This window comes from Pseudomonas helleri (assembly GCF_045830615.1).
In the GTDB taxonomy this organism is placed as follows: Bacteria; Pseudomonadota; Gammaproteobacteria; order Pseudomonadales; family Pseudomonadaceae; genus Aquipseudomonas; species Aquipseudomonas helleri.
The window spans coordinates 4,682,205-4,706,029 of sequence record NZ_CP174501.1; the positions used below are offsets into that span (position 1 = coordinate 4,682,205).

Consider the following 23,825-nt stretch of genomic DNA (forward strand, 5'->3'; position numbering starts at 1 on the left):
CCTGAACGTAAAGATGACGCCTCACATGCTCAAAGGATTGTTACGCGCCATTGGCGCAGTGTTAACGGCTATCGCGATTTATAGCGTGCTGGGCTTCTTTATCGTGCCCGGCGTCGGCTTGCGCATCATCAATCAGCAGCTAGCCAACTACGCCACTGTTCCTGCCAAACTCGACCGGTTGGAGTTCAACCCCTTCAGCCTCGAGCTGACGCTGTGGGGCTTTAGAGTGGGCGAACCCGGCAAGGAACAAGTCGGGTTCGACCGCCTTTACACCAACCTGCAAGTCGACAGCCTGTGGACCAAAGCCCTGCACCTGACCGACGTGCAACTGGACAAGCCCAAGACCGAACTGCTGTTCAACAAGGACGGCACGTTCAATCTAGCCCAGCTGTTCAAGTTGCCAGCCAGCGAGCCAACGCCTGACAACCCCGACAGCAAACCTTTCCCGGTACGCATCGACACTATCAAGCTCGCTGACGGCTACCTGCATTTTATTGATCAGCGGCCCAGCGAGCCGATCGAGTTTCTGTATGACTCGATGAACCTTGAACTGAAAAACCTCAGCACCCTGCCCGAAGACAACGCCAACATGACCCTGGTAGCGAACGGTCCAGCCGGTGGGCGCATCGACTGGACCGGTACGCTGAGCCTGGTGCCGATTGCCTCCAGCGGCAAGCTCAGCGTCACCGACAGCCAAATGAAAGCCTGGTGGCCGTATGTGCGCGATGCGCTGCCCTTGGTACTTGAAAATGGCGTGTTGAACTTCAGCACGGACTACACGCTGAACCTGGCCAAAGACACCGAACTGGTCCTGAACAACCTCACGGCCAGCATTGCGCCGTTCAAGGTCAATGCCCCGGATGGTCGTCCGCTGGCGCGTCTGGAACGTTTGACGGTCAGCGACACTACTGTCGATTTGGCCAAACAGCAGGTGGTGGTCGGTAAAATCCAGAGCAACAACCTGGAGACCTGGGCCGCCCGCGAAAAAGATGGTCAGCTCGACTGGCAAAAGCTGTTTGCCAGCCAACCGGCCAAACCGGCACACAAAACCGATGAAGTCGTCACCGTTGAGGCTCCCAAACCGGCCCCGGTAGCACCCAGCAAGCCCTGGCAAGTGCTGCTCAAGGACGTTGAGTTGCGCGACTACCGGGTACACCTGGCCGACAAAGAGCCCAAAACACCCGTCGCACTGGATGTTGGCCCGCTCAACCTCAACCTGAAGAATTTTGACAGCCTTAACCGCTCGCCCTTCACGGTCACACTCGACACCGGAGTGGGTAAACAAGGCAAGCTGACGGCCAGCGGCGACGTCAACCTGAGCCCGATCAGCGCGAAACTCAAAGTCACCACCAAAGACATCGACCTGCGCGTCGCCCAAGCCTACATCGACCCGTTTCTGCGCCTGGAACTGCGCAGCGGCATGCTCGGCAGTGATCTGGCAGTGGACCTCAAAGGCACCGAACCGCTGGCCTTTACCGTAGAAGGCCGTGCCCAGGTCGATCAGTTGCACACGCTGGACACGATGAAAAACCGTGATTTCCTGAAGTGGCAGCGCCTGGTACTCGAAAACCTCAAGTACCAGCACGACGACAGCCTGTCGATTGCCAAGGTCAACCTGACACAGCCCTACGTGCGCTTCATGATCAACGATGACCGCACCACCAACATTGATGACTTGTTAATCCCGCAAGCCCCCACCAAGGACGCGAAAAACGCGACCAAACCGGCAGCAAGCGCGAGCAAGCCTTTGGCCATTCATGTGGGCGGCATTGCGATCAATGACGGCTCGGCCAACTTTGCCGACTTCACCCTGACACCGTTTTTTGCCACGGCCATTCAACAGCTCAACGGTGAGATTGGCACCATTGACAGCCGTCAGGCCAAACCGGCCAGTGTGAATGTGGCGGGCAAGGTTGACCGCTACGCGCCGGTCACGATCAAGGGTAACGTCAATCCTTTTGACCCGATGGCCAGCCTCGATATCGCCACCAGCTTCAAACGCGTCGAACTGACCACGCTGACGCCCTATTCAGGCAAATTCGCCGGTTATCGCATTCGCAAGGGCCGACTGAGCCTGGACCTTCACTACCTGATTACCAAAGGCCAGCTTAAGGCTGAGAACAAGGTGGTGATTGAGCAGTTGCAGCTGGGTGAGAAGGTCGATAGCCCCGACGCCGTCAACCTGCCGCTGAAACTGGCGGTGGCCTTGCTCAAAGATACCGACGGCACGATTTCGATCGAATTGCCGGTAACTGGCGACCTGAACAACCCGCAGTTCAGTGTGATGCCGATTGTTTGGCAAACCTTGCGCAACTTGGTCCTGCGTGCCGCCCAAGCGCCGTTCAAGTTTATTGGCGGGCTGATCACAGGTGGTGGCTCTGAAGACCTTGGCACAGTGTCATTCGCGCCAGGCTCCAGCGAGCTGAGCCCTGAAGCGCAAAAGGCCCTGAACACACTGGCGCAAGCCTTGAAACAACGCCCGGCTTTGCGTTTGGAGATTGAAGGCACGGCTGCTCGTAGCAGCGACGGCCCGCTGATTGCCCAAGAGCGTCTGGAGCGTGAGTACCAGTACAACTACTACAAGATCCTCCAGCGCCGTGGCGACAAAGTGCCAGCCCAAGCATCGTTGCTGAAGGTCCCGGAGGATGAAAAAGGCCCCTTGCTGGAAGGCATCTACCGGGCACGTCTCAAGCAGCAACCCCCTGCGGAGTGGGCCAAGCTGAGTCGCGATGAACGCGCCGCCAAAATGAGTGCTGCGTTGATCGACTTCTGGAGCAAAAGCGACGTGCTGCTGCGCCAACTGGGCCAGGAGCGGGCGAGCAGTATCAAGGACTACCTTGTCGACAAAGGCGGTTTGGCTGATGAGCGCGTGTATTTCATCGACGCCACCTTGGGCGAAGCCGAAAGCGATGGCCGAGTGATTTCACCGCTGCACTTGGACAGTGAGTAAAGGCCTGAAACCTTCGGACCTCGACAGTCATCACACAAAAAATAAGCGATTGATTCTGAGCGCTCTGTAGGAGCGAGCTTGTCTCGCGATCTATCTGGCTTTTGATCTAAAAGCCCCCTCACCCTAGCCCTCTCCCGCAGGAGAGGGAACCGATTGGGGGATGCTGACGATTATCGGTGTCCTGTTTGCTGCGCGACAGCTCGGCTAACCACCCGGCCTGTAGGAGCTGCCGCAGGCTGCGATCTTTTAATCTTGGAGCTTGGCCCTACACAATAGAACAGCCCCCGGCGCAGTACGCCGGGGGCTGTAATGACCACATCCGTGTGGCCGTCGCATGAACCTATTCTGAAAGCTGCAGGCGTAACGCTTAAATCACCTGCTCCTGCTTTCCCCCGGCTCTACGAATTAGCGGTATTACTCTGCTTTCAGGCCGTCAGCCGAAACAGCTTGAACGCCTTTGATTTTCTTGGTGATATCGACCGCGATCTTTTTCTGGGCATCGGTGATCGCAACTGTCGAGGACAGGGACACTACACCTTTGTTGGTTTCAACTTTGATGTCCGAACCTGGAATGCCCTTTTCGGTCAGCAGGTCAGATTTAACTTTGGTCGTGATCCAAGTATCAGAAGTAGCTTCCTTGGCTTTGGTGACTTCACCCGCGGCAACAACCATCGGCGCTTGAGTCGTTGCTTGAGCTGCGAACGCAGCGTTGGCCAGAGTCATGGTCAGAGCGGTGGCAGTTGCGGCAGCAATAGCGAACTTCTTCATACAAGTAACTCCTGTCTTCTTAAAAATCTGCGCCGTCTCACAGCAGCAGGGTTACCAGTACTATTGCAGGGCCTGTGCCAACTTTTTAAAACAATAAAATCCTTTATTATCAATGACTTACGTAGCATTCATTTTTAGCCTGTCGTGCAGATTGCATGACGCCATTCAAATCAGCATGCAAGTTGCGGCTTTTCAATCATGGCCTTTTGCACTGTTTTTTGTGCAGGCATAAAAAAAGGATCCCGAAGGATCCTTTTTCAAAGCAGGCGTTCGCAGCGATTAAGCTTGCGACGCCTTGGCAGCAGCTACGTCTTTGATCGACAGCTTGATACGGCCGCGGTTGTCCACGTCCAGTACCAGTACTTCAACTTCCTGACCTTCTTTCAGAATGTCAGTCACTTTCTCAACACGAGCATCGCTCAGCATCGAGATGTGAACCAGGCCGTCTTTGCCTGGCAGGATGTTGACGAATGCGCCGAAGTCGACGATGCGCTCAACCTTACCGATGTAGATTTTGCCGATTTCAGCTTCAGCGGTGATGCTCAGAACGCGCTGACGAGCCGCTTCTGCTGCTTCTTTGGACTCGCCGAAGATCTTGATCGAACCGTCGTCTTCGATGTCGATCGAAGCCTTGGTTTCTTCACAGATTGCACGGATAGTCGCGCCGCCTTTACCGATAACATCACGGATTTTGTCGGTGTCGATTTTCATCGCGATCATGGTCGGCGCGTTCGCCGACAGTTCGTTACGCGACTGACCGATGATCTGGTTCATCTGGCCCAAGATGTTCAGGCGAGCTTCCAGGGCTTGGCCCAGGGCGATCTCCATGATTTCTTCGGTGATGCCTTTGATCTTGATGTCCATCTGCAGCGCGGTAACACCTTTGGAGGTACCGGCTACTTTGAAGTCCATGTCGCCCAGGTGGTCTTCGTCACCCAGGATGTCGGTCAGAACTGCGAACTTCTCGCCTTCCTTAACCAGGCCCATGGCGATACCGGCAACCGGTGCCTTCATCGGAACACCAGCGTCCATCAGTGCCAGGGATGCACCACAGACCGAAGCCATAGAGCTGGAACCGTTGGATTCAGTGATTTCCGATACCACACGGATGGTGTACGGGAACACGTCAGCAGCAGGCAGCATGGCCTGAACCGAACGGCGCGCCAGACGGCCGTGACCGATTTCGCGACGACCTGCACCACCCATACGACCACACTCGCCTACCGAGAACGGAGGGAAGTTGTAGTGCAGCATGAACGGGTCTTTTTTCTCGCCTTCCAGGGTATCCAGCAGTTGTGCATCACGCGCAGTACCCAGCGTTGCAACCACCAGCGCCTGAGTTTCACCACGGGTGAACAGTGCCGAACCGTGAGTTTTTGGCAGAACGCCAACTTCGATGTTCAGAGGACGAACAGTCTTGGTGTCACGGCCATCGATACGCGGTTTGCCGTTTACGATGTTTTCGCGAACGGTACGGTATTCGATTTCGCCGAATGCAGCTTTAACTTCGCTGGCAGAAGGCTGGCCTTCTTCACCGGACAGCTTGGCAACCACTTGGTCTTTCAGTTCGCCCAGACGAGCGTAACGGTCGGCCTTGATGGTGATGGTGTAAGCCTGGGAGATCGCCTCGCCGAACTCGGCACGGATCGCGCCCAGCAGTGCGGTGGCTTCTGGGGCAGCAGCCCAGTCCCACGTTGGCTTGGCAGCTTCAGCAGCCAGCTCTTTAACGGCCTGGATAACAACCTGGAACTCGTCGTGAGCGAACAGTACCGCGCCCAGCATCTGGTCTTCGGTCAGCTCTTTGGCTTCCGATTCAACCATCAACACGGCTTCCGACGTACCGGCAACAACCATGTCCAGGCTCGAAGCGGCCAGTTGCTCGTAAGTCGGGTTCAGCAGGTAGCCAGTGCTTTCGTGGTAAGCAACGCGGGCTGCGCCGATTGGGCCATCAAAAGGAATACCGGAGATGGCCAGGGCAGCCGAGGTACCGATCATCGCAGCGACGTCCGGATCGGTCTTCTTGCTGGTGGACAGAACGGTGCAGACAACCTGCACTTCGTTCATGAAGCCTTCCGGGAACAGCGGGCGGATCGGACGGTCGATCAGACGCGAGGTCAGGGTTTCTTTCTCGGAAGGGCGACCTTCACGCTTGAAGAAACCGCCCGGGATTTTACCCGCGGCGTAGGTTTTTTCTTGGTAGTGAACAGACAGAGGGAAGAAGCCCTTGCCTGCATCAGCTTGTTTGGCACCGACAACGGTCACCAACACGCTGACGTCGTCGTCAACGGTGACCAATACTGCGCCGGAAGCCTGACGGGCGATACGGCCAGTCTCGAGGGTGACGGTCGACTGACCGAACTGGAATTTTTTGATAACCGGGTTCACGGTGTCCTACCTTCTCTTTGTGACTCTTGGGGAACGGGTTTCTTGCGAAAAACGTGTGCACCGCCGGGGCGTGCCCGACTCAAGATGCTTACGAAAGCAGCCGCTAGGGTGAGCTTTCGTAAGAATCCGTCTGGTCCAGATAAAACTTGAGGCTGGAAGCCTGCCGCACGCCCGTGGGAACCCCACAGGCGCACAACAAACAACCAGCCTCTAGCAACATCGCTATTAGCGACGCAGACCCAGGCGAGCGATCAGCGCAGCGTAACGGCTGATGTCCTTGCCTTTCAGGTAGTCCAGCAGCTTACGACGCTGGTTTACCATGCGGATCAGACCACGACGGGAGTGGTGATCTTTATCGTTGGCCTTGAAGTGACCTTGCAGCGTGTTGATGTTAAAGGTCAGCAGTGCAACTTGCACTTCTGGAGAACCAGTATCACCTGGAGCTTGCTGGTAGTCTTTTACGATTTCTGCTTTGTGTTCAACTGTCAGTGCCATGAGGCATTTCCTTTCTTTAGGGTTCTGCTTGCAAGCAAGACAGATCCAATAGGCCGAGGACAAATCCTCGTATTAAAAAAGTGAGATGTGACCGTGCCTAATAACAGCCACCCTCTTTCAGTTCGGCCCGCGACCGTTAAGCCTCGAACCGAGCTGCTCCGGTCATTCTGACCGAATCAGTCGACGCGGCGCGATACGCCCGTCTTCGCTCACTTCACCGATACCGATAAAGCGACCGTTGTGATCTTGTACCCGCACCATACCGAACTTGGGTGCATCGGGAGCACGTACCGGCTGGCCATTGAGCCAATAGAACGCGCTGGCCTCCGAAAAGTGCAGCAGCGGCCAGTCGAGCAAGCCACTGTCCGATGGCATCAGGAAGCGATCAACCGCTTCGTTACCGCCCTCGGCGTGTACAGCTTCCAGCTCTTCCAGCGTCACGGTCTGCGCGAGGCTGAAAGGCCCGGCTTGTGAGCGTCGCAACTCTGCAACATATGCACCACAGCCCAGTTCTTCACCGATATCTTCCACGAGGGTACGGATATAGGTGCCTTTGGTGCAGTCAACCGACAAGCGCGCGGTGTCGCCTTCGCTGGCCAGTAATTCGAGGCGGGTAATAGTAACAGAACGCGGTTCACGCTCCACCACTTCACCCGCACGCGCCAACTTGTAAAGTGGCTGACCATCGCGCTTGAGCGCCGAGTACATCGGCGGTATCTGACTGATTTGCCCACGAAATTTAGGCAAAACGGCTTCGATATCGGCGCGACCAACGGTCACTGGGCGCGTTTGCAAAACTTCACCTTCCGCATCGGCGGTGGTGGTGGTCTTGCCCAATTGCATCAGGGTTTCATAACCCTTGTCGGAATCGAGCAAGTATTGCGAAAACTTGGTGGCTTCGCCAAAGCACAACGGCAATACGCCGCTGGCCAATGGATCGAGGCTACCGGTGTGCCCTGCCTTCTCGGCATTAAGCAGCCAGCGAACTTTCTGCAAGGCCGCGTTGGAGGTGAATCCAAGCGGCTTGTCGAGCAGGATGATGCCGCTGACGTTACGACGGATACGCTTGACCTGAGCCACCGCTTACTCCTTGGTGTCTTCAGGAGCAGAGGCGTCGTGCTGGTTGTCCTCAGCCACTGCGCGCTCGATCAAAGCGGACAGGTGCGCACCACGTGCGACGCTTTCGTCGTAGTGGAAGTGCAATTGAGGAACGCTGCGCAGCTTCATTTCACGTGCCAGTTGCATACGCAGGAAGCCCGCAGCAGCGTTCAGCACCTTGATGGTCTGAGCGATGTCTTGCGAGTTGTCCTGGCCCATGACGGTGATGAAGATTTTGGCGTGACCGACGTCACGGCTCACTTCCACCGCCGTAATGGTGACCAGACCTACGCGCGGGTCTTTGACTTCGCGACGGATCAGCTGGGCCAGCTCGCGCTGCATCTGATCGCCGATACGTTGGGTACGGCTGTATTCTTTTGCCATGTCTTGTTACCTGTTACTCACCCATGGGAAACCCATGCGTTCTGAAAGCGGCAAACGCCCGGCCAGACAGAAGCCGGACCGGGCGTTGCGTTTAGAGTCCGGACCGAGCACAGCGCATGGGCATGCGATGGTTCGTCCTTGCTCTTGAAGCTCGCGATTTAGAGGCTGCGAGCAACCTGGACCTTCTCGAACACTTCGATCTTGTCACCGACTTTGACGTCATTGTAGCTCTTGACGCCGATACCGCATTCCATGCCGGCACGTACTTCAGACGCGTCATCCTTGAAGCGGCGCAGGGATTCCAGCTCGCCTTCGAAGATAACGATGTCGTCGCGCAGTACACGGATTGGACGGTTACGGTGAACAACACCTTCCACAACCATACAACCTGCGATTGCACCGAACTTAGGCGAACGGAACACGTCGCGGACTTCAGCAATACCCAGGATGTTCTCCCGAACGTCGCTGCCAAGCATGCCGGTAAGGGCTTTCTTGACGTCTTCGATGATGTCGTAGATGACGTTGTAGTAACGCATGTCCAGGCCTTCTTGCTCGACGATCTTGCGAGCGCCGGCATCGGCACGCACGTTGAAGCCGAACAATACAGCGTTGGAGGCCAGTGCCAGGTTAGCGTCGCTCTCAGTGATACCACCGACACCGCCGCCCACTACGCGCACTTGCACTTCATCGTTACCCAGGCCGCTCAGAGCGCCCTGCAGAGCTTCCAACGAACCACGGACGTCAGATTTGAGGACGATGTTAAGCGTCTTCTTCTCTTCCTGGCCCATGTTCTCGAAGATGTTTTCAAGCTTGCCTGCGTGAGCACGCGCCAGTTTCACTTCGCGGAACTTGCCTTGACGGAACAGGGCCACTTCACGTGCCTTCTTCTCGTCAGTCATTACGCTCATCTCGTCGCCAGCGTCTGGCGTACCGTCCAGGCCGAGGATCTCGACAGGGATGGATGGACCGGCTTCCTTGATGGCCTTGCCGTTCTCATCGAGCATGGCGCGGATGCGGCCGTAGTTGGAACCGACCAGTACCATGTCGCCTTGGCGCAGGGTGCCGTCTTGAACCAGAACAGTTGCAACAGGACCACGGCCTTTGTCCAGACGGGACTCAACTACTACGCCACGGCCAGGAGCCGATGGAGTGGCCTTGAGTTCCAGAACTTCAGCTTGCAGCAAGACAGCTTCAAGCAGTTCGTCAACGCCGGTACCCATTTTCGCCGAGACCGGAACAAACGGAGTGTCACCACCCCACTCTTCCGAGGTCACGCCGTGAACGGACAGTTCGCTACGGATGCGATCGAGGTCAGAACCTGGCTTGTCGATTTTGTTCACTGCAACCACCAGCGGAACGCCAGCCGCTTTCGCGTGCTGAACAGCTTCGATGGTTTGCGGCATCACGCCGTCGTCTGCAGCCACAACCAGAATCACGATGTCAGTGGCCTTGGCACCACGTGCACGCATTGCGGTAAACGCGGCGTGACCCGGGGTGTCGAGGAACGTGACCATGCCGCGTTCGGTTTCAACGTGGTATGCACCGATGTGCTGAGTAATACCACCGGCTTCGCCAGCAGCAACCTTGGCACGACGGATGTAGTCGAGCAGGGACGTTTTACCGTGGTCAACGTGACCCATTACGGTCACAACCGGAGCACGGGAGAACGACTCGCCTTCAAACTTCAGGGACTCGGCCAGGGAATCTTCCAGGGCGTTGTCGCTGACCAGAGTGACTTTGTGGCCCAGTTCTTCAGCAACCAGTTGGGCAGTTTCCTGATCCAGTACCTGGTTGATGGTGGCTGGAGTACCCAGCTTGAACATGAACTTGATCACTTCGGCAGCTTTGACCGACATCTGTGCAGCCAAATCGCCGACAGTGATGGTTTCGCCAATCTGTACGTCACGAACCACAGGGCCGGTTGGGCTCTGGAAACCGTGAGCGTTGCGCTTCTTCAGCTTGCTCTTGCCACGACCACCGCGACGGAAGCCATCGCTTTCTTCTTCGGAAGTGCGAGGAGCAACGCGTGGAGTAGGCGCTTTTTCTTTAACAGAAGCACGATGCGGAGCGTTTTTGCGCTCGCCATCACCGCCGCCACCGCGACGATTGTTGTCGTCAGCACGTGGTTTGTCCGGACGGCGCTGTTCATCACGCTTGCGTGCATCGGCTGCAGGAGCTGGCGCAGGCGCTGCTGCCGGTGCAGCTTGCACAGGTGCAGGGGCGGCAGCAGGAGCAGGTGCAGGAGCCGAAACAGCCGCAGGCTGACGACGCGCTTCTTCTTCGGCGCGACGCTTGGACTCTTCTTCAGCCTTTTGACGTGCAGCATTTTCTACTGCGCGGCGTTCATCCAGCTCGCGCTTGCGCTCGGCTTCGATTTCTTCCGGGCTTTGCTGTACGAAGACTTTCTTCTTGCGTACTTCAACGCTGATGCTTTTGCTTCCAGCAACACGCAGGGTACTGGTGGTTTTACGCTGCAAAGTGATTTTGCGCGGTTCTTCCACTTTCGCCTTGTGGCTGCTTTTCAGGTGAGTCAGCAGAGCTTGCTTCTCACTGTCGGTCACATTCTGCTCGGCGGCGGTGTGCGGCAGACCTGCCTCACGCATCTGCTGCAACAGGCGCTCAACCGGTGTTTTGACCTCATCGGCCAGTTGTTTCACCGTGACTTGCGTCATGCATTTCTCTCCTCAGGCCGCGCCTAATTACTCGAACCAATGGGCTCGGGCGGCCATGATCAACTTGCCGGCACGATCATCGTCAATGCCGTCGATGTCGAGCAGGTCGTCAATAGACTGCTCGGCCAGGTCTTCGCGGGTAATTACGCCGCGCACCGCCAGTTCCATCGCCAAATCCTTGTCCATACCCTCAAGCGAGAGCAGGTCTTCGGCCGGATGGGCGTCTGCCAGCTTTTCCTCAGTAGCGATGGCTTTAGTCAACAAACGATCCTTGGCCCGAGCGCGAAGCTCGTTGACGATATCTTCGTCAAAGCCGTCGATGTTGAGCATTTCTTCCACCGGTACGTAGGCAATCTCTTCCAGGCTGGTGAAGCCTTCATCAACCAGCACCTGCGCCAACTCTTCATCAACTTCCAACTCTTCGATGAAGTTGCGCAGGATGTCGCCGGTTTCTGCTTGCTGCTTAGCCTGGATGTCCGATTCGGTCATCACGTTCAGGGTCCAGCCAGTCAACTGGCTAGCCAAACGTACGTTCTGACCGCCGCGACCAATCGCCTGGGCCAGATTGTCTGCGCCAACGGCGATGTCCATTGCATGGGCATCTTCGTCGACAATAATTGCCGCTACTTCTGCTGGCGACATCGCGTTGATCACGAACTGCGCCGGGTTGTCATCCCAAAGGACGATATCCACTCGCTCTCCGCCCAACTCGCCGGACACTGCCTGAACGCGTGAACCACGCATACCAATGCAGGCACCTTGCGGATCGATGCGTTTGTCTTTGGAGCGAACGGCAATTTTAGCGCGTGATCCAGGATCGCGGGAGGCCGCCATCACTTCGATCAGGCCCTCGGAGATCTCTGGAACTTCGATACGGAACAGCTCGATCAACATCTCTGGCGCAGTACGCGACAGAATCAGTTGAGGACCGCGGTTCTCGGTGCGAATTTCTTTCAGCAATGCGCGAAGGCGTACGCCAACACGGAAAGTTTCACGCGAGATGATGTCTTCACGGGCCAGCAACGCTTCAGCGTTGTTACCCAGATCGACGATCACGTTGTCACGTGTCACTTTTTTAACGGTGCCAGAAATGATCTCGCCCAAACGCTCGCGATAAGCATCGACTACTTGAGCACGCTCAGCTTCGCGGACTTTTTGCACAATGACCTGTTTGGCCGTTTGTGCAGCAATCCGACCGAATTCGATGGAATCGATTTTCTCTTCGATAACATCGCCGGCTACAGCGCCTGGCCGTTTTGCCTGGGCCTGGTCTACCGCCAACTCGATTGCTGGATCATCCAGATCTTCGTCTTCGACCACAGTCCAGCGACGGAAAGTCTCATAGTTACCGGTGTGGCGGTTGATTTCCACACGCAGATCGACTTCGTCCTCAAAACGCTTTTTGGTAGCGGTGGCCAGAGCCAGCTCCAGCGCTTCAAAAATTACGTTTGCCGGTACGCCCTTTTCATTGGACACCGACTCAACAACCAGCAGTACTTCTTTGCTCATCGTACGCCTCGCCTTTCGCAAGCCATTGGATCCGCGGGATCCGCGTCTCAGTCAAAACTGGGAATAATGTTGGCCTTGTCGATCATATCGATCGGCAACAAGAACTCGTGGTCATCCACTTGCACCACAACGTCCTGTTCCTCTACGCCGCGTAGAAGGCCCTGAAAGTTGCGTCGCCCTTCAAAGGGTGAGCGCAGCTTGATCTTTACTTGCTCACCGACAAACTGGGCAAACTGTTCAAGTGTGAACAGAGGGCGTTCCATGCCAGGAGAGGAAACTTCAAGGGTGTATTCAACAGCGATAGGATCTTCGACATCCAGAACGCCACTGATTTGACGACTGACAATTGCGCAGTCATCCACCAATACGCCGCCTTCTTTGTCGATATACACACGCAACATTGAATGGCGGCCCTGAGCCGAAAATTCAATACCCCAGCATTCATAGCCAAGGGCCACGACCACCGGGGCCAACAAGGCCTGCAACTCTTCTAGCTTGCTCGACACCTGAACCCCCTAGTGCATGTTTGTGCATGCTGTGCAAAATAAAAAAATGGGCGAATCGCCCATCTCTGAAACGTCGCTGAATATCGACGCTATAAAGTGTCCAGTTAACAAAAAGCCCCTGAAAAAGGGGCTCCGCTAAAACTGGTTGCGGGAGCCGGATTTGAACCGACGACCTTCGGGTTATGAGCCCGACGAGCTACCAGACTGCTCCATCCCGCGACAAAGCTGGAGCGGAAGTATACGGCTGATCCTTTGCAGGGTCAATTCCAGCCTTCCACATACAAGAAAGCCCGCAACTGCGGGCATTCTTGATAATTGGTACCGAGAAGGGGACTCGAACCCCTACACCCTATGGGCACAACCACCTCAAGGTTGCGTGTCTACCAATTCCACCACCTCGGCAATACTACAGTTACATCATGAAACCCGTTTTACTTTTGCTCTTGAGCTGGAGGTACGTCAGTCGCTGGAGCAGCCGACTTTTGCTCATTAAGCACCGGCACATCATCTGAAGCCGGTTTTTGCTTTGGTGCTTCCAACACTGCTGGATCTGGCAAACCTACTTGAGTCAGCTCATGAGCTTTCTCTTTAGCAAAGTAACCTAACCCTAAGCTGGTTATGAAAAAACCTGCGGCAAGTATAGCAGTAAACTTACTAAGAAAGGTAGAGGAACCTTGGCTTCCGAACACAGTATTTGATGCACCTGCTCCGAAAGATGCTCCAGCATCCGCACCTTTACCCTGTTGCAGCAATACCAGGGTAATTACACCCAATGCAGCCAACAGATGAAAAACCACTACGACTGTTTCCAGCATTTTCTCAGTTTCCCGCGGCGCGACAAATCGCACCGAACTCATCTGCATTCAGGGAAGCCCCACCAATGAGCCCCCCATCGATATCCGGCATGCTGAACAGTTCGACCGCATTGGCCGCCTTCACGCTGCCGCCGTATAGAAGCCGCACACCTTGTGCCACCTCAGGATTCTTCTGCGCCAGCTGTGCGCGAATGGCCGCATGCACATCTTGCGCTTGCTGCGGTGTTGCAGTCAGCCCGGTACCAATAGCCCAGACCGGCTCGTATGCAATCACTGCGCTTGCAAAGACATCAATACCGAACTCATCAATGACAGCGTTCAGTTGACGCTCTACAACCTCAAGCGTTTGCCCCGCTTCGCGCTGCGCCAGAGTCTCCCCTATGCACAACACCGGCGTTAAGCCAGAAGCTTGAGCAGCTGCAAACTTGCGATTCAGCGTCTCGTTCGACTCACCTAAAATCAGGCGTCGCTCAGAGTGCCCTATCAACACCAGCTCACAACCCGCATCCACCAACTGGCTTGGAGATATCTCCCCAGTCAGCGCACCTTGCTTGGAGTCTATCGCAGCATCCTGAGCGCCAACCGAGATTGGCGTATCTTCCAAGCCATTGATTACACGATCAATAAACAAGTCAGACGGGAATACCGCGATTTCAACATCACTCGGCAAGTCCAGATTACGCAGACCATCGATCAGCTCAGCGACGCTGGCGCGGGTACCGTGCATCTTCCAGTTACCAGCTACCATAGTGCGACGCATGCTTTACCTCGTCGGTCAAAGTGGGCGCAGATGTTACCCAACCAAATCAACGCTTGCAAGCCGAAATCAGGCACAAACTTCACTTACTAGCTTTGTCAGCTCTTCTGCGTAGCCGCGAACCATGTTTTCGTCGTCACCTTCGACCATGACACGCACCAAAGGCTCAGTGCCAGACTTGCGCAGCAACACGCGGCCACGGCCTTTCATTTCATCGGTAACACGTGCACACGCTTCTTTTACAGCCGGGTGCTCAACTGGATTGACGCCCCCGCTAAAACGCACGTTCAACAGCACTTGCGGGCATTTGCGCAGCGCTTGACGCGCTTGAGCGAGGCTTTCACCACGACGGCGCAGCGCCAACAACACTTGCAGCGCCGCAATAATCGCATCGCCGGTTGTGGTGTGCTGGAAGCAAACGATATGCCCGGAGTTTTCACCACCGATCTGCCAGTCACGCTCTTGCAGTGCAGCAATCACATAACGGTCACCGACACCGGCACGCACAAATGGAATACCCAGGTCAGCCAAGGCCAGCTCAAGCCCCAGGTTGCTCATCAGCGTGCCCACCACACCACCCTGCAGCTTGCCGCGCTCATGCAGGTCTCGCGCAATGATGAACAGCAACTCGTCACCATCAACAATGGCGCCCGTGTGATCCACCATCAGCACACGGTCACCGTCACCGTCGAAGGCGATACCCAGGTCTGCTTTTTCAGCCAGTACAGCCGCCTGCAACGACTCCATATGCGTCGAGCCGCAGTTGTCGTTGATGTTCAAACCATTGGGCTGGGCCGACAACACCGTAACGTTGGCGCCCAGCTCTTTGAACACGCTAGGGGCAACCTTGTAGGTCGCACCGTGGGCGCAGTCGAGAACCACTTTCAGGCCGCTAAAGTTGGTACTGGTCGGCACACTGCTTTTGCAGAACTCGATATAGCGACCGGACGCATCATTGATACGCGACACTTTGCCAAGCTTGTCCGAGTCCACAACGGTCATCTGTGCGTCGAGCAACTCTTCGATCATCAGCTCAACTTCATCGGGGAGCTTGGTACCCTCACCCGAGAAAAACTTGATGCCGTTGTCGTCATGAGGATTGTGCGAGGCACTGATCACGATGCCGGCTTCGGCATGAAAAGTTCGCGTGAGGTACGCAATGGCCGGTGTCGGCATTGGCCCCAGAAGCATGACATCTGCACCCGCAGCCGACAGGCCCGCTTCCAGCGCCGATTCAAACATGTAACCGGAAATACGCGTGTCCTTGCCCACCAGAATCCGACAAGCACCCATGCTACGAAACGCCATACCCGCCGCCCAACCCAACTTGAGCATGAAATCCGGGGTAATCGGATAAACGCCGACGCGACCGCGAATACCGTCGGTGCCAAAATACTTCTTCGTCATAAGTGCTCCATCATTCTTAGTCGGCGGACTCTACCGCTGCGATCATCCGTACCACATCAACCGTTTCGGCCACATCATGGACACGCAAAATACGCGCGCCCTTGGTCACGGCAAGTGCCGCCAGCGCAAGGCTGCCAGACAAGCGCTCAGTGACAGGCCGATTCAACGCCTGACCAATCATACTTTTACGCGACACGCCCACCAGCAAAGGCCGCCCCAACGCATGCAGGGCCTCCATATGCTTGAACAAGCTGAGGTTATGTTGCAGTGTTTTTGCAAAGCCAAACCCTGGATCCAGCACAATACGCTCTGGCGCAATACCGGCCGCAACGCATTGTCGGGTACGCTCCAGCAGAAACGCCGAGACCTCACCCACCAGATCCGTGTAATGCGGATTATCCTGCATATCGCCCGGCTCGCCCAACATGTGCATCAAGCACACCGGCAAACCTGTAGCTGCAGCAGCCTGCAAGGCACCTTCACGACGCAACGAGCGAACATCATTGATAAGCCCCGCACCGAGGCGCGCAACTTCCGTCATGACGATTGGCGTGGAGGTATCGACCGAGATAATCACATCTAGTTCACGACTGATGCGCTCAACCACAGGGGCGACCCGATCAAGCTCTTCCTGCGCCAGGACTACACGGGCACCCGGACGCGTCGATTCCCCCCCGACATCAATGAGGGTTGCGCCCGCCAGCACCATCGACTCTGCATGGCGCACAGCCGAATCCGCCGGCGCAAAGCGCCCACCGTCAGAAAAGGAATCGGGGGTAACGTTGAGAATACCCATAACATGCGTATGGGCCAAATCAAGAACCCGGTTGCCGCAAGGCAACCGGGTCAGGGACTGAACAGAAGTCATTTCAAGCCTTAGTGATCAGCTGCAGGACCGCCGATAGGCGCTTCTGGACGATCGGTCTTGTCCAGGGTCGGCGGGGGCGTCGGAGTGCCCTTGCCGCTGTCATCCCAATCACGCGGCTCGCGTGGCGTGCGTCCCGCCATGATGTCGTCGATCTGATCAGCATCAATCGTCTCGTACTTCATCAATGCATCAGCCATGGCTTCAAGCTTGTCACGGTTGTCCGTAAGGATCTGCTTGGCCGTGCCGTAGCACTCATCAATGATGCTGCGCACTTCAGAGTCAATCAGCTTGGCTGTCTCGCCCGAAACGCTCGCACCCTGACCACCACCGCCACGCCCCAGGTAAGACTCGTCATCCTCGGCGTACATCAACGGGCCCAGCTTCTCGGACAACCCCCACTTGGTCACCATGTTCCGCGCAATCTGGCTCGCACGCATGATGTCGTTGGAGGCGCCAGTGGTAACACCGTCAAAGCCCAAGGTCATCTCTTCAGCAATACGACCACCGTAAAGCGAGCAGATCTGGCTGATCAAAGCACGCTTGGAGAGGCTGTAGCGATCTTCTTCCGGCAGGAACATCGTCACGCCCAGCGCACGACCACGAGGAATGATCGACACTTTGTACACCGGGTCATGCTCTGGCACCACACGACCGACGATAGCGTGGCCCGCTTCGTGATAAGCCGTGTTGCGCTTCTCTTTATCCGACATAACCATCGATTTGCGCTCGGCGCCCATCATGATTTTGTCTTTGGCCAGCTCAAACTCTTTCATTTCAACAATGCGTTTACCGGTACGCGCAGCGAACAAGGAAGCCTCGTTCACCAGGTTCGCGAGGTCTGCACCCGAAAACCCTGGCGTACCCCGTGCAATCACACCCGGCTGAACGTCATCACCTACCGGCACTTTACGCATGTGCACTTTGAGGATCTGCTCACGACCACGGATGTCCGGCAAGCCCACCACCACCTGACGGTCAAAACGGCCTGGACGCAGCAGCGCAGGGTCGAGTACGTCAGGGCGGTTGGTCGCGGCAATCACAATGATGCCGTCATTCATTTCAAAGCCGTCCATCTCAACCAGCAACTGGTTGAGAGTCTGCTCACGCTCATCATGACCGCCGCCCATACCGGCGCCACGATGACGACCGACAGCGTCGATTTCGTCGATGAAGATGATGCAAGGTGCGTGCTTTTTGGCTTGTTCAAACATGTCGCGAACGCGGCTTGCACCGACACCCACGAACATTTCAACGAAGTCAGAACCAGAAATCGTGAAGAACGGTACTTTCGCTTCGCCAGCAATCGCCTTGGCGAGCAAGGTTTTACCGGTACCGGGCGGGCCAACCATCAGCACGCCACGAGGAATTTTGCCGCCCAGGCGCTGGAACTTGCCCGGATCACGGAGGAACTCAACCAGCTCGCCCACTTCTTCTTTCGCTTCGTCGCAGCCTGCTACGTCAGCCAGGGTCGTTTTGACCTGGTCTTCAGACAACAGACGCGCCTTGCTCTTGCCAAAGCTCATCGGGCCGCCTTTACCGCCGGCACCGCCCTGCATTTGACGCATGAAGAACATGAAGACCGCGATGATCACCAGAATCGGGAAGCTCGCTACCAGCAATTGAGTCCAGATGCTTTGCTGCTCAGGCAGTTTGCCTTCTACGGTCACATGGTTATCAACCAGATCGCCGATCAAACCGTTGTCCTGAATAGCAGGACGAATGGTTTTGAAGGTATCGCCATCACTGCGTTTGCCGGTGATCACGTAGCCATCCACGGCAACGCGCTCGACTTTGCCATCCTTAACTTGCTGGATGAAGTCGGAATAGTTGAGGGTTTGTGGCTCGTTTGGACTGGAGAAGTTGTTCATCACCGTCACCAGGACAGCTGCGATGATCAACCACAGGATCAGATTCTTTGCCATATCGTTCAATTAGCTACCCTCTGAAGCAAGCCCCGCTATTGAAGCGTGCTTCGCATGATATTCACCGGCATAACTTACTACATTGCCTACAACCCTTGCAGGCTCCGTCTGTAACCCTTTGTGAAACTTGCCTACACAATATTCGTTATGTCAGTTCTGTAAAGCGATACAAAAAAAGCTATCACTTCAGTTAGAGACGCTCATCGCTGGCCGAACCTTCGATGCCGCGGAAGCCGCGCCCCAATAAATACTGCTCGCGAGACCGGTCTCGTGACGACGTCGGCTTGCGCATCTGCACTTTATCAAAAAGTTTGCGGATGTCTTTGTGGTATTGGTCGAAGCCCTCACCCTGGAAGACCTTGATCAAGAAATCACCACCTGGACGCAGTACACGCCCGGCAAGATCCAGTGCCAATTCGCAAAGGAACATTGCACGCGGCATATCTACGGCGGCCAATCCACTCATATTGGGGGCCATATCTGAAATCACAAGGTCTACCTGTGTATTTCCGACGGCTTCGAGAATCTGGGCCAGAACGGCATCCTCAGTAAAGTCACCCTTAATGAAGGTCACGTCCGGGATGCTGTCCATGTCCAGAATGTCGGAAGCGATCAAACGCCCTTGGCCACCAATCAGACGACTGGTCACCTGCGACCAGCCACCCGGGGCCGCGCCCAGGTCAATTACGGTCATGCCCGGACGGATCAAACGGTCACGCTCCTGGATCTCCAGCAGCTTGTAACTTGCACGCGAGCGGTACCCATCCTTTTGCGCCATTTTGACGTATGGGTCGTTGAAATGCTCTTTCAGCCAGTTAAGGCTAGTCTTGGAACGGGCCACGGGGCACCTCAAAAATATAAACGGGTCGTGATTAACTGGGCGGTCCCGGACTCGCTCGGGTAAACTGGCCGCCGCTTTTACAAGATCAGACACAGGGGTCAGATTATGCCGCTCACTCAAGAGCAGAAGAAACAGTACAAATCCATTGGCCACCATCTGAAACCAGTATTGACTGTGGCTGATAATGGTTTGACTGAAGGTGTTTTAGCCGAACTCGAACGCGCATTGGGCGATCACGAGTTGATTAAAATCAAAGTCAACATCCTGGACCGCGAGTCTCGCCTGGAAGCCATTGCAGAACTCTGCAAGGCCGGCAAAGCGGAACTGGTACAGATTATCGGCAAAATGGCGCTTCTGTACCGCAAGAACGTCAATGTTAACAAGAACCTGTCGAACATCCATCGCTTCAAGTGATGCCGACAGGAGTCAAGGGTGCGCCTGGCGCGCCCTGACACTCTTGCTTAGCAATAGCAAAACTGCCCGCGCAATGCATCAGGCAATCAGATCTGCCCAACGCAACACTTCCCGCCGACAGCCACCCTCAAAACGCTATAACGCGTACTGACGAGCGCCTTGTACATCAGCGATGCCAGTCGGTTGTGACCAGCATCGTACACATTCGTTGTACTGCACCTGCCAGCTGCCAACCCGCAACATCCGGGCTGACGGCCAAAGCAGAACGCCCGCACGAAGCGGGCGCTGTTACTTAGATATGACGCACTTCGACAATCTCGTACTCAATGACGCCACTCGGTGTTTTCACCGCGACCACGTCACCCTCTTCCTTGGCAATCAAGGCGCGAGCAATGGGCGAACCCACAGAGATTTTTCCGAGCTTAATGTCAGCCTCATCCTCACCCACGATCTGATACGTCACGGATTCGTCAGTTTCAACGTTCGCGATTTCAACCGTGGTACCGAAAATCACTTTGCCGGTGTGCGGGATAGTCGTGACATCAATGATGACCGCGTTCTGCATGCGGCCTTCGATATCACGAATACGCGCCTCAACCATACCCTGCTGCTCACGGGCAGCATGGTATTCAGCGTTTTCCTTGAGGTCACCCAGCTCACGCGCCGTGCCGATATCCTGGCTCAGCTTGGGGCGAACAACCTTGGTCAGATGAGTGTGCTCTTCTTCCAGGGCTTTCGCGCCCTGGACCGTCATTGGGTATTTGATCATGCCTTCAATCCTGCGTGTAGATCCTGCAAGCGACGTACGGTTTTTTCAGGACCGAATTTAAGCGCTTCACAGATCGCCGCGCCAGCAGCAATAGTCGTGGTGCAGTAAATCTTGTGCTGCAGAGCGTTGCGGCGGATGGAGTAAGAGTCAGCAATCGACTGACGACCTTCAGTGGTGTTGATGATCAACGTCACTTCGTCGTTTTTGATCATGTCGACAACGTGAGGGCGGCCTTCAGTCACCTTGTTCACGCGACGCACTTTCAATCCGGCGGCTTCGATGAACTTGGCAGTACCCACCGTCGACACGATTTCAAAGCCGAGGTCGATCAGGTCACGCGCAACAGCAGCCACCAGCGGCTTGTCGTCGTCACGCACGCTGATAAACGCAGTACCGCCAGTCGGCAGCACTTCGCTCGCGCCCATTTGCGCCTTGGCAAAGGCCTCACCGAAGGTGTCGCCCACGCCCATCACTTCACCGGTGGACTTCATCTCTGGGCCGAGGATCGGGTCAACACCCGGGAACTTGGCGAACGGGAAGACCGCCTCTTTCACACTGTAGAAGTCAGGAATGATTTCTTTAGTGAAGCCGATTTCTTTCAGGGTCTTACCGGCCATCACGCGTGCAGCGATCATTGCCAGAGAGACACCGATGCACTTGGACACGAAAGGAACGGTACGCGATGCACGCGGGTTCACTTCGATCACGTAGATGTCTTCGCCTTGCAGGGCCAATTGCACGTTCATCAGGCCAACTACGCCCAGCTCCAGTGCCATTTTCTTGACCTGCTCACGCATCTCGTCCTGGATGTGCAGCGGCAGCGAGTACGGCGGCAGCGAGCAAGCAGAGTCACCGGAGTGAACACCAGCCTGTTCGATGTGCTGCATGATCGCGCCGATCACAACGTCAGTGCCGTCGCAGACAGCGTCAACGTCCATTTCGATTGCGCAGTTGAGGAAGTGGTCCAGCAGCACCGGGCTGTCATTGGACACTTTCACCGCATCGCGCAGGTAACGCTTGAGTTCTTCTTCTTCGTAAACGATTTCCATCGCACGACCGCCCAACACGTAGGACGGACGAACAACCAGCGGGTAACCGATCTTGCCAGCCGCACGAATCGCTTCGTCTTCGCTGCGCACAGTGGCGTTTGGCGGCTGACGCAGGTTCAGGCGCTCAACCATTTGCTGGAAGCGCTCACGGTCTTCTGCACGGTCGATGGCGTCAGGGCTGGTACCGATGATCGGCACGCCAGCTTCTTCCAGCGCACGCGCCAGTTTCAGCGGTGTCTGGCCGCCGTACTGAACGATCACGCCCTTAGGCTTCTCGACACGTACGATTTCCAGCACGTCTTCGAGGGTCACAGATTCAAAGTACAGACGATCCGAGGTGTCGTAGTCGGTCGAAACTGTTTCCGGGTTGCAGTTAACCATGATGGTTTCGTAACCATCGGCACGCAACGCCAGCGCCGCGTGAACGCAGCAGTAGTCGAACTCGATACCTTGACCGATACGGTTAGGGCCGCCACCCAGGATCATGATCTTGTCACGGTCCGACGGGTTGGCTTCGCACTCTTCCTCATAGGTCGAGTACATGTAAGCGGTGTCAGTGGCGAACTCGGCCGCGCAGGTGTCAACGCGCTTGTAAACCGGGAACACTTCCAGCTTGTGACGGTGGCGACGCAGATTTTTCTCGGTCACACCCAGCAATACAGCCAGACGTGCGTCAGAGAAGCCTTTGCGCTTAAGGCGGTACATGGTGTCGCGATCGATCGCAGACAGGCCCATGGTCTTGATCTTTTCTTCGTCCTTGATCAGATCTTCGATCTGCACCAGGAACCAAGGGTCGATCATGTTCATGCCGAAAATGTCTTCGACCGTCATGCCCGCACGGAACGCGTCAGCCACGTACCAGATACGCTCGGCGCCCGGCACCGTCAGCTCGCGCTTGAGCACGGCCATGCTTTCCGGGTTGCTCAGGTCCAGCTTTGGATCAAGACCGCTAACGCCCACTTCCAGACCGCGAAGGGCTTTTTGCAACGATTCCTGGAAAGTACGGCCGATGGCCATTACTTCACCCACGGACTTCATTTGCGTGGTCAGGCGCGCATCGGCTTTAGCAAACTTCTCGAAAGCAAAGCGTGGCAGCTTGGTTACAACGTAGTCGATGGACGGCTCGAAGGACGCCGGGGTCGCGCCGCCGGTGATTTCGTTTTGCAGTTCGTCCAGGGTGTAGCCAATCGCAAGTTTGGCGGCGATACGCGCAATCGGGAAGCCAGTGGCTTTGGAAGCCAGCGCCGAAGAGCGGGATACACGCGGGTTCATCTCGATCACGACCATACGGCCAGTGTTCGGGCAAATACCGAACTGAACGTTGGAACCGCCGGTTTCAACGCCGATCTCACGCAGTACCGCCAACGAGGCGTTACGCATGATTTGGTATTCTTTGTCGGTCAGGGTTTGTGCCGGAGCCACGGTGATCGAGTCACCGGTGTGCACGCCCATCGGGTCAAAGTTTTCGATCGAGCAAACGATGATGCAGTTGTCCTTCTTATCGCGGACAACCTCCATTTCGTACTCTTTCCAGCCGATCAGCGATTCGTCGATCAGCAGTTCTTTGGTTGGCGACAGGTCCAGACCGCGAGAGCAGATCTCCTCGAACTCTTCACGGTTGTAAGCGATACCGCCACCGGTGCCGCCCATGGTGAAGGACGGACGAATGATGCACGGGAAGCCCAGCTTTTCGAGAACCGCGTTGGCCTCTTCCATGCTGTGAGCGATACCGGAGCGCGGGCAATCCAGACCGATGGACTTCATGGCCTTGTCGAAACGCGAACGGTCTTCAGCCTTGTCGATGGTGTCAGCATTGGCACCGATCATTTCTACGCCGAACTTCTCCAGAACGCCTTCGCGCTCCAGATCCAGTGCGCAGTTCAGGGCAGTTTGGCCGCCCATGGTTGGCAGCAGAGCGTCTGGACGCTCTTTTTCGATGATCTTGGCAACCGTTTGCCACTTGATCGGCTCGATGTAGGTTGCATCGGCCATGTCCGGGTCGGTCATGATGGTGGCCGGGTTAGAGTTCACCAGGATGACGCGGTAGCCCTCCTCACGCAGAGCCTTACAGGCCTGGGCGCCGGAGTAGTCGAATTCGCACGCCTGGCCGATAACAATCGGGCCAGCGCCGAGAATCAGGATGCTTTTAATGTCTGTACGTTTTGGCATGGGTTTGTCACTCAAATCCGCAGGTCAGTCGGCAAGCCGTCAATCAG

18 protein-coding genes and 2 tRNA genes are annotated in these 23,825 nt (G+C 56.0%); 2 read left to right on the top strand and 18 right to left on the bottom strand.

Translation table 11 applies throughout. From position 1 onward, the window contains the following. Nucleotides 1-25: 25 nt before the first annotated feature. Nucleotides 26-2,950, top strand: a complete 2,925-nt coding sequence (locus ACJJU9_RS21155; protein WP_407729451.1) for a DUF748 domain-containing protein — start codon at nt 26-28, stop codon at nt 2,948-2,950. 414 nt (nt 2,951-3,364) lie between these two features. On the opposite strand, the gene ACJJU9_RS21160 is transcribed toward ACJJU9_RS21155, so the two are convergent. The 16 genes from ACJJU9_RS21160 to rlmE form a co-directional block, all read right to left on the bottom strand. Beyond that, complete coding sequence (locus tag ACJJU9_RS21160) at nt 3,365-3,718, bottom strand: BON domain-containing protein (protein WP_048385656.1); 354 nt, start codon at nt 3,716-3,718, stop codon at nt 3,365-3,367. A 279-nt stretch (nt 3,719-3,997) separates the two neighbouring features. Further along, on the bottom strand, nt 3,998-6,103 hold the full coding sequence (gene pnp / locus ACJJU9_RS21165; protein WP_178110033.1) for a polyribonucleotide nucleotidyltransferase: 2,106 nt from the start codon (nt 6,101-6,103) through the stop codon (nt 3,998-4,000). A 225-nt stretch (nt 6,104-6,328) separates the two neighbouring features. Further along, the gene (gene rpsO, locus ACJJU9_RS21170) at nt 6,329-6,598 is read right to left on the bottom strand and encodes a 30S ribosomal protein S15 (RefSeq protein ID WP_407729452.1); all 270 of its coding nucleotides are present in this window, start codon (nt 6,596-6,598) and stop codon (nt 6,329-6,331) included. Nucleotides 6,599-6,760: 162 nt separating this feature from the next. Beyond that, a complete protein-coding gene (truB, locus tag ACJJU9_RS21175; RefSeq protein WP_407729453.1) occupies nt 6,761-7,678 on the bottom strand; it encodes a tRNA pseudouridine(55) synthase TruB in 918 nt (305 codons plus the stop codon). 3 nt (nt 7,679-7,681) lie between these two features. Further along, complete coding sequence (rbfA, locus tag ACJJU9_RS21180) at nt 7,682-8,080, bottom strand: 30S ribosome-binding factor RbfA (protein ID WP_048373275.1); 399 nt, start codon at nt 8,078-8,080, stop codon at nt 7,682-7,684. Between the two features lie 158 nt (nt 8,081-8,238). Next, complete coding sequence (infB, locus tag ACJJU9_RS21185) at nt 8,239-10,752, bottom strand: translation initiation factor IF-2 (protein WP_048385662.1); 2,514 nt, start codon at nt 10,750-10,752, stop codon at nt 8,239-8,241. A gap of 27 nt (nt 10,753-10,779) precedes the next feature. After that, on the bottom strand, nt 10,780-12,261 hold the full coding sequence (gene nusA / locus ACJJU9_RS21190) for a transcription termination factor NusA (RefSeq protein ID WP_153334004.1): 1,482 nt from the start codon (nt 12,259-12,261) through the stop codon (nt 10,780-10,782). A 47-nt stretch (nt 12,262-12,308) separates the two neighbouring features. Then, nucleotides 12,309-12,767: a ribosome maturation factor RimP gene (gene rimP / locus ACJJU9_RS21195; protein WP_048385666.1), complete on the bottom strand. Its 459-nt coding sequence runs from the start codon at nt 12,765-12,767 to the stop codon at nt 12,309-12,311. A gap of 142 nt (nt 12,768-12,909) precedes the next feature. Then, nucleotides 12,910-12,986 (bottom strand) — tRNA-Met (locus tag ACJJU9_RS21200). 97 nt (nt 12,987-13,083) lie between these two features. Next, nucleotides 13,084-13,169: transfer RNA gene (locus ACJJU9_RS21205), tRNA-Leu, on the bottom strand. Between the two features lie 29 nt (nt 13,170-13,198). Next, the gene (secG, locus tag ACJJU9_RS21210; RefSeq protein WP_407729454.1) at nt 13,199-13,582 is read right to left on the bottom strand and encodes a preprotein translocase subunit SecG; all 384 of its coding nucleotides are present in this window, start codon (nt 13,580-13,582) and stop codon (nt 13,199-13,201) included. Between the two features lie 4 nt (nt 13,583-13,586). Then, on the bottom strand, nt 13,587-14,342 hold the full coding sequence (gene tpiA, locus ACJJU9_RS21215) for a triose-phosphate isomerase (protein ID WP_153372992.1): 756 nt from the start codon (nt 14,340-14,342) through the stop codon (nt 13,587-13,589). 66 nt (nt 14,343-14,408) lie between these two features. Beyond that, nucleotides 14,409-15,746, bottom strand: coding sequence for a phosphoglucosamine mutase (gene glmM, locus ACJJU9_RS21220; RefSeq protein WP_048373262.1), 1,338 nt, complete (start codon nt 15,744-15,746; stop codon nt 14,409-14,411). Between the two features lie 16 nt (nt 15,747-15,762). Beyond that, complete coding sequence (gene folP / locus ACJJU9_RS21225; RefSeq protein WP_048385670.1) at nt 15,763-16,614, bottom strand: dihydropteroate synthase; 852 nt, start codon at nt 16,612-16,614, stop codon at nt 15,763-15,765. Nucleotides 16,615-16,622: 8 nt separating this feature from the next. Then, complete coding sequence (ftsH, locus tag ACJJU9_RS21230; protein WP_278941714.1) at nt 16,623-18,536, bottom strand: ATP-dependent zinc metalloprotease FtsH; 1,914 nt, start codon at nt 18,534-18,536, stop codon at nt 16,623-16,625. A gap of 190 nt (nt 18,537-18,726) precedes the next feature. After that, nucleotides 18,727-19,377 carry a 23S rRNA (uridine(2552)-2'-O)-methyltransferase RlmE gene (rlmE, locus tag ACJJU9_RS21235; protein ID WP_019410404.1) on the bottom strand — a complete coding sequence of 217 codons (651 nt, stop codon included), beginning with the start codon at nt 19,375-19,377 and terminating at the stop codon, nt 18,727-18,729. A gap of 105 nt (nt 19,378-19,482) precedes the next feature. Between rlmE and yhbY the strand changes: the two genes are divergently transcribed. Then, entirely contained in the window at nt 19,483-19,791 is a 309-nt protein-coding gene (gene yhbY / locus ACJJU9_RS21240) for a ribosome assembly RNA-binding protein YhbY (RefSeq protein ID WP_048373256.1), read from the top strand. A 292-nt stretch (nt 19,792-20,083) separates the two neighbouring features. Here the strand turns inward: yhbY and greA are convergent, their stop codons facing one another. Further along, the gene (gene greA / locus ACJJU9_RS21245; RefSeq protein ID WP_048373254.1) at nt 20,084-20,560 is read right to left on the bottom strand and encodes a transcription elongation factor GreA; all 477 of its coding nucleotides are present in this window, start codon (nt 20,558-20,560) and stop codon (nt 20,084-20,086) included. Continuing rightward, nucleotides 20,557-23,778: a carbamoyl-phosphate synthase large subunit gene (carB, locus tag ACJJU9_RS21250; protein ID WP_048373252.1), complete on the bottom strand. Its 3,222-nt coding sequence runs from the start codon at nt 23,776-23,778 to the stop codon at nt 20,557-20,559. The genes greA and carB overlap by 4 nt, the downstream gene beginning before the upstream one ends. Nucleotides 23,779-23,825 lie beyond the last annotated feature (47 nt).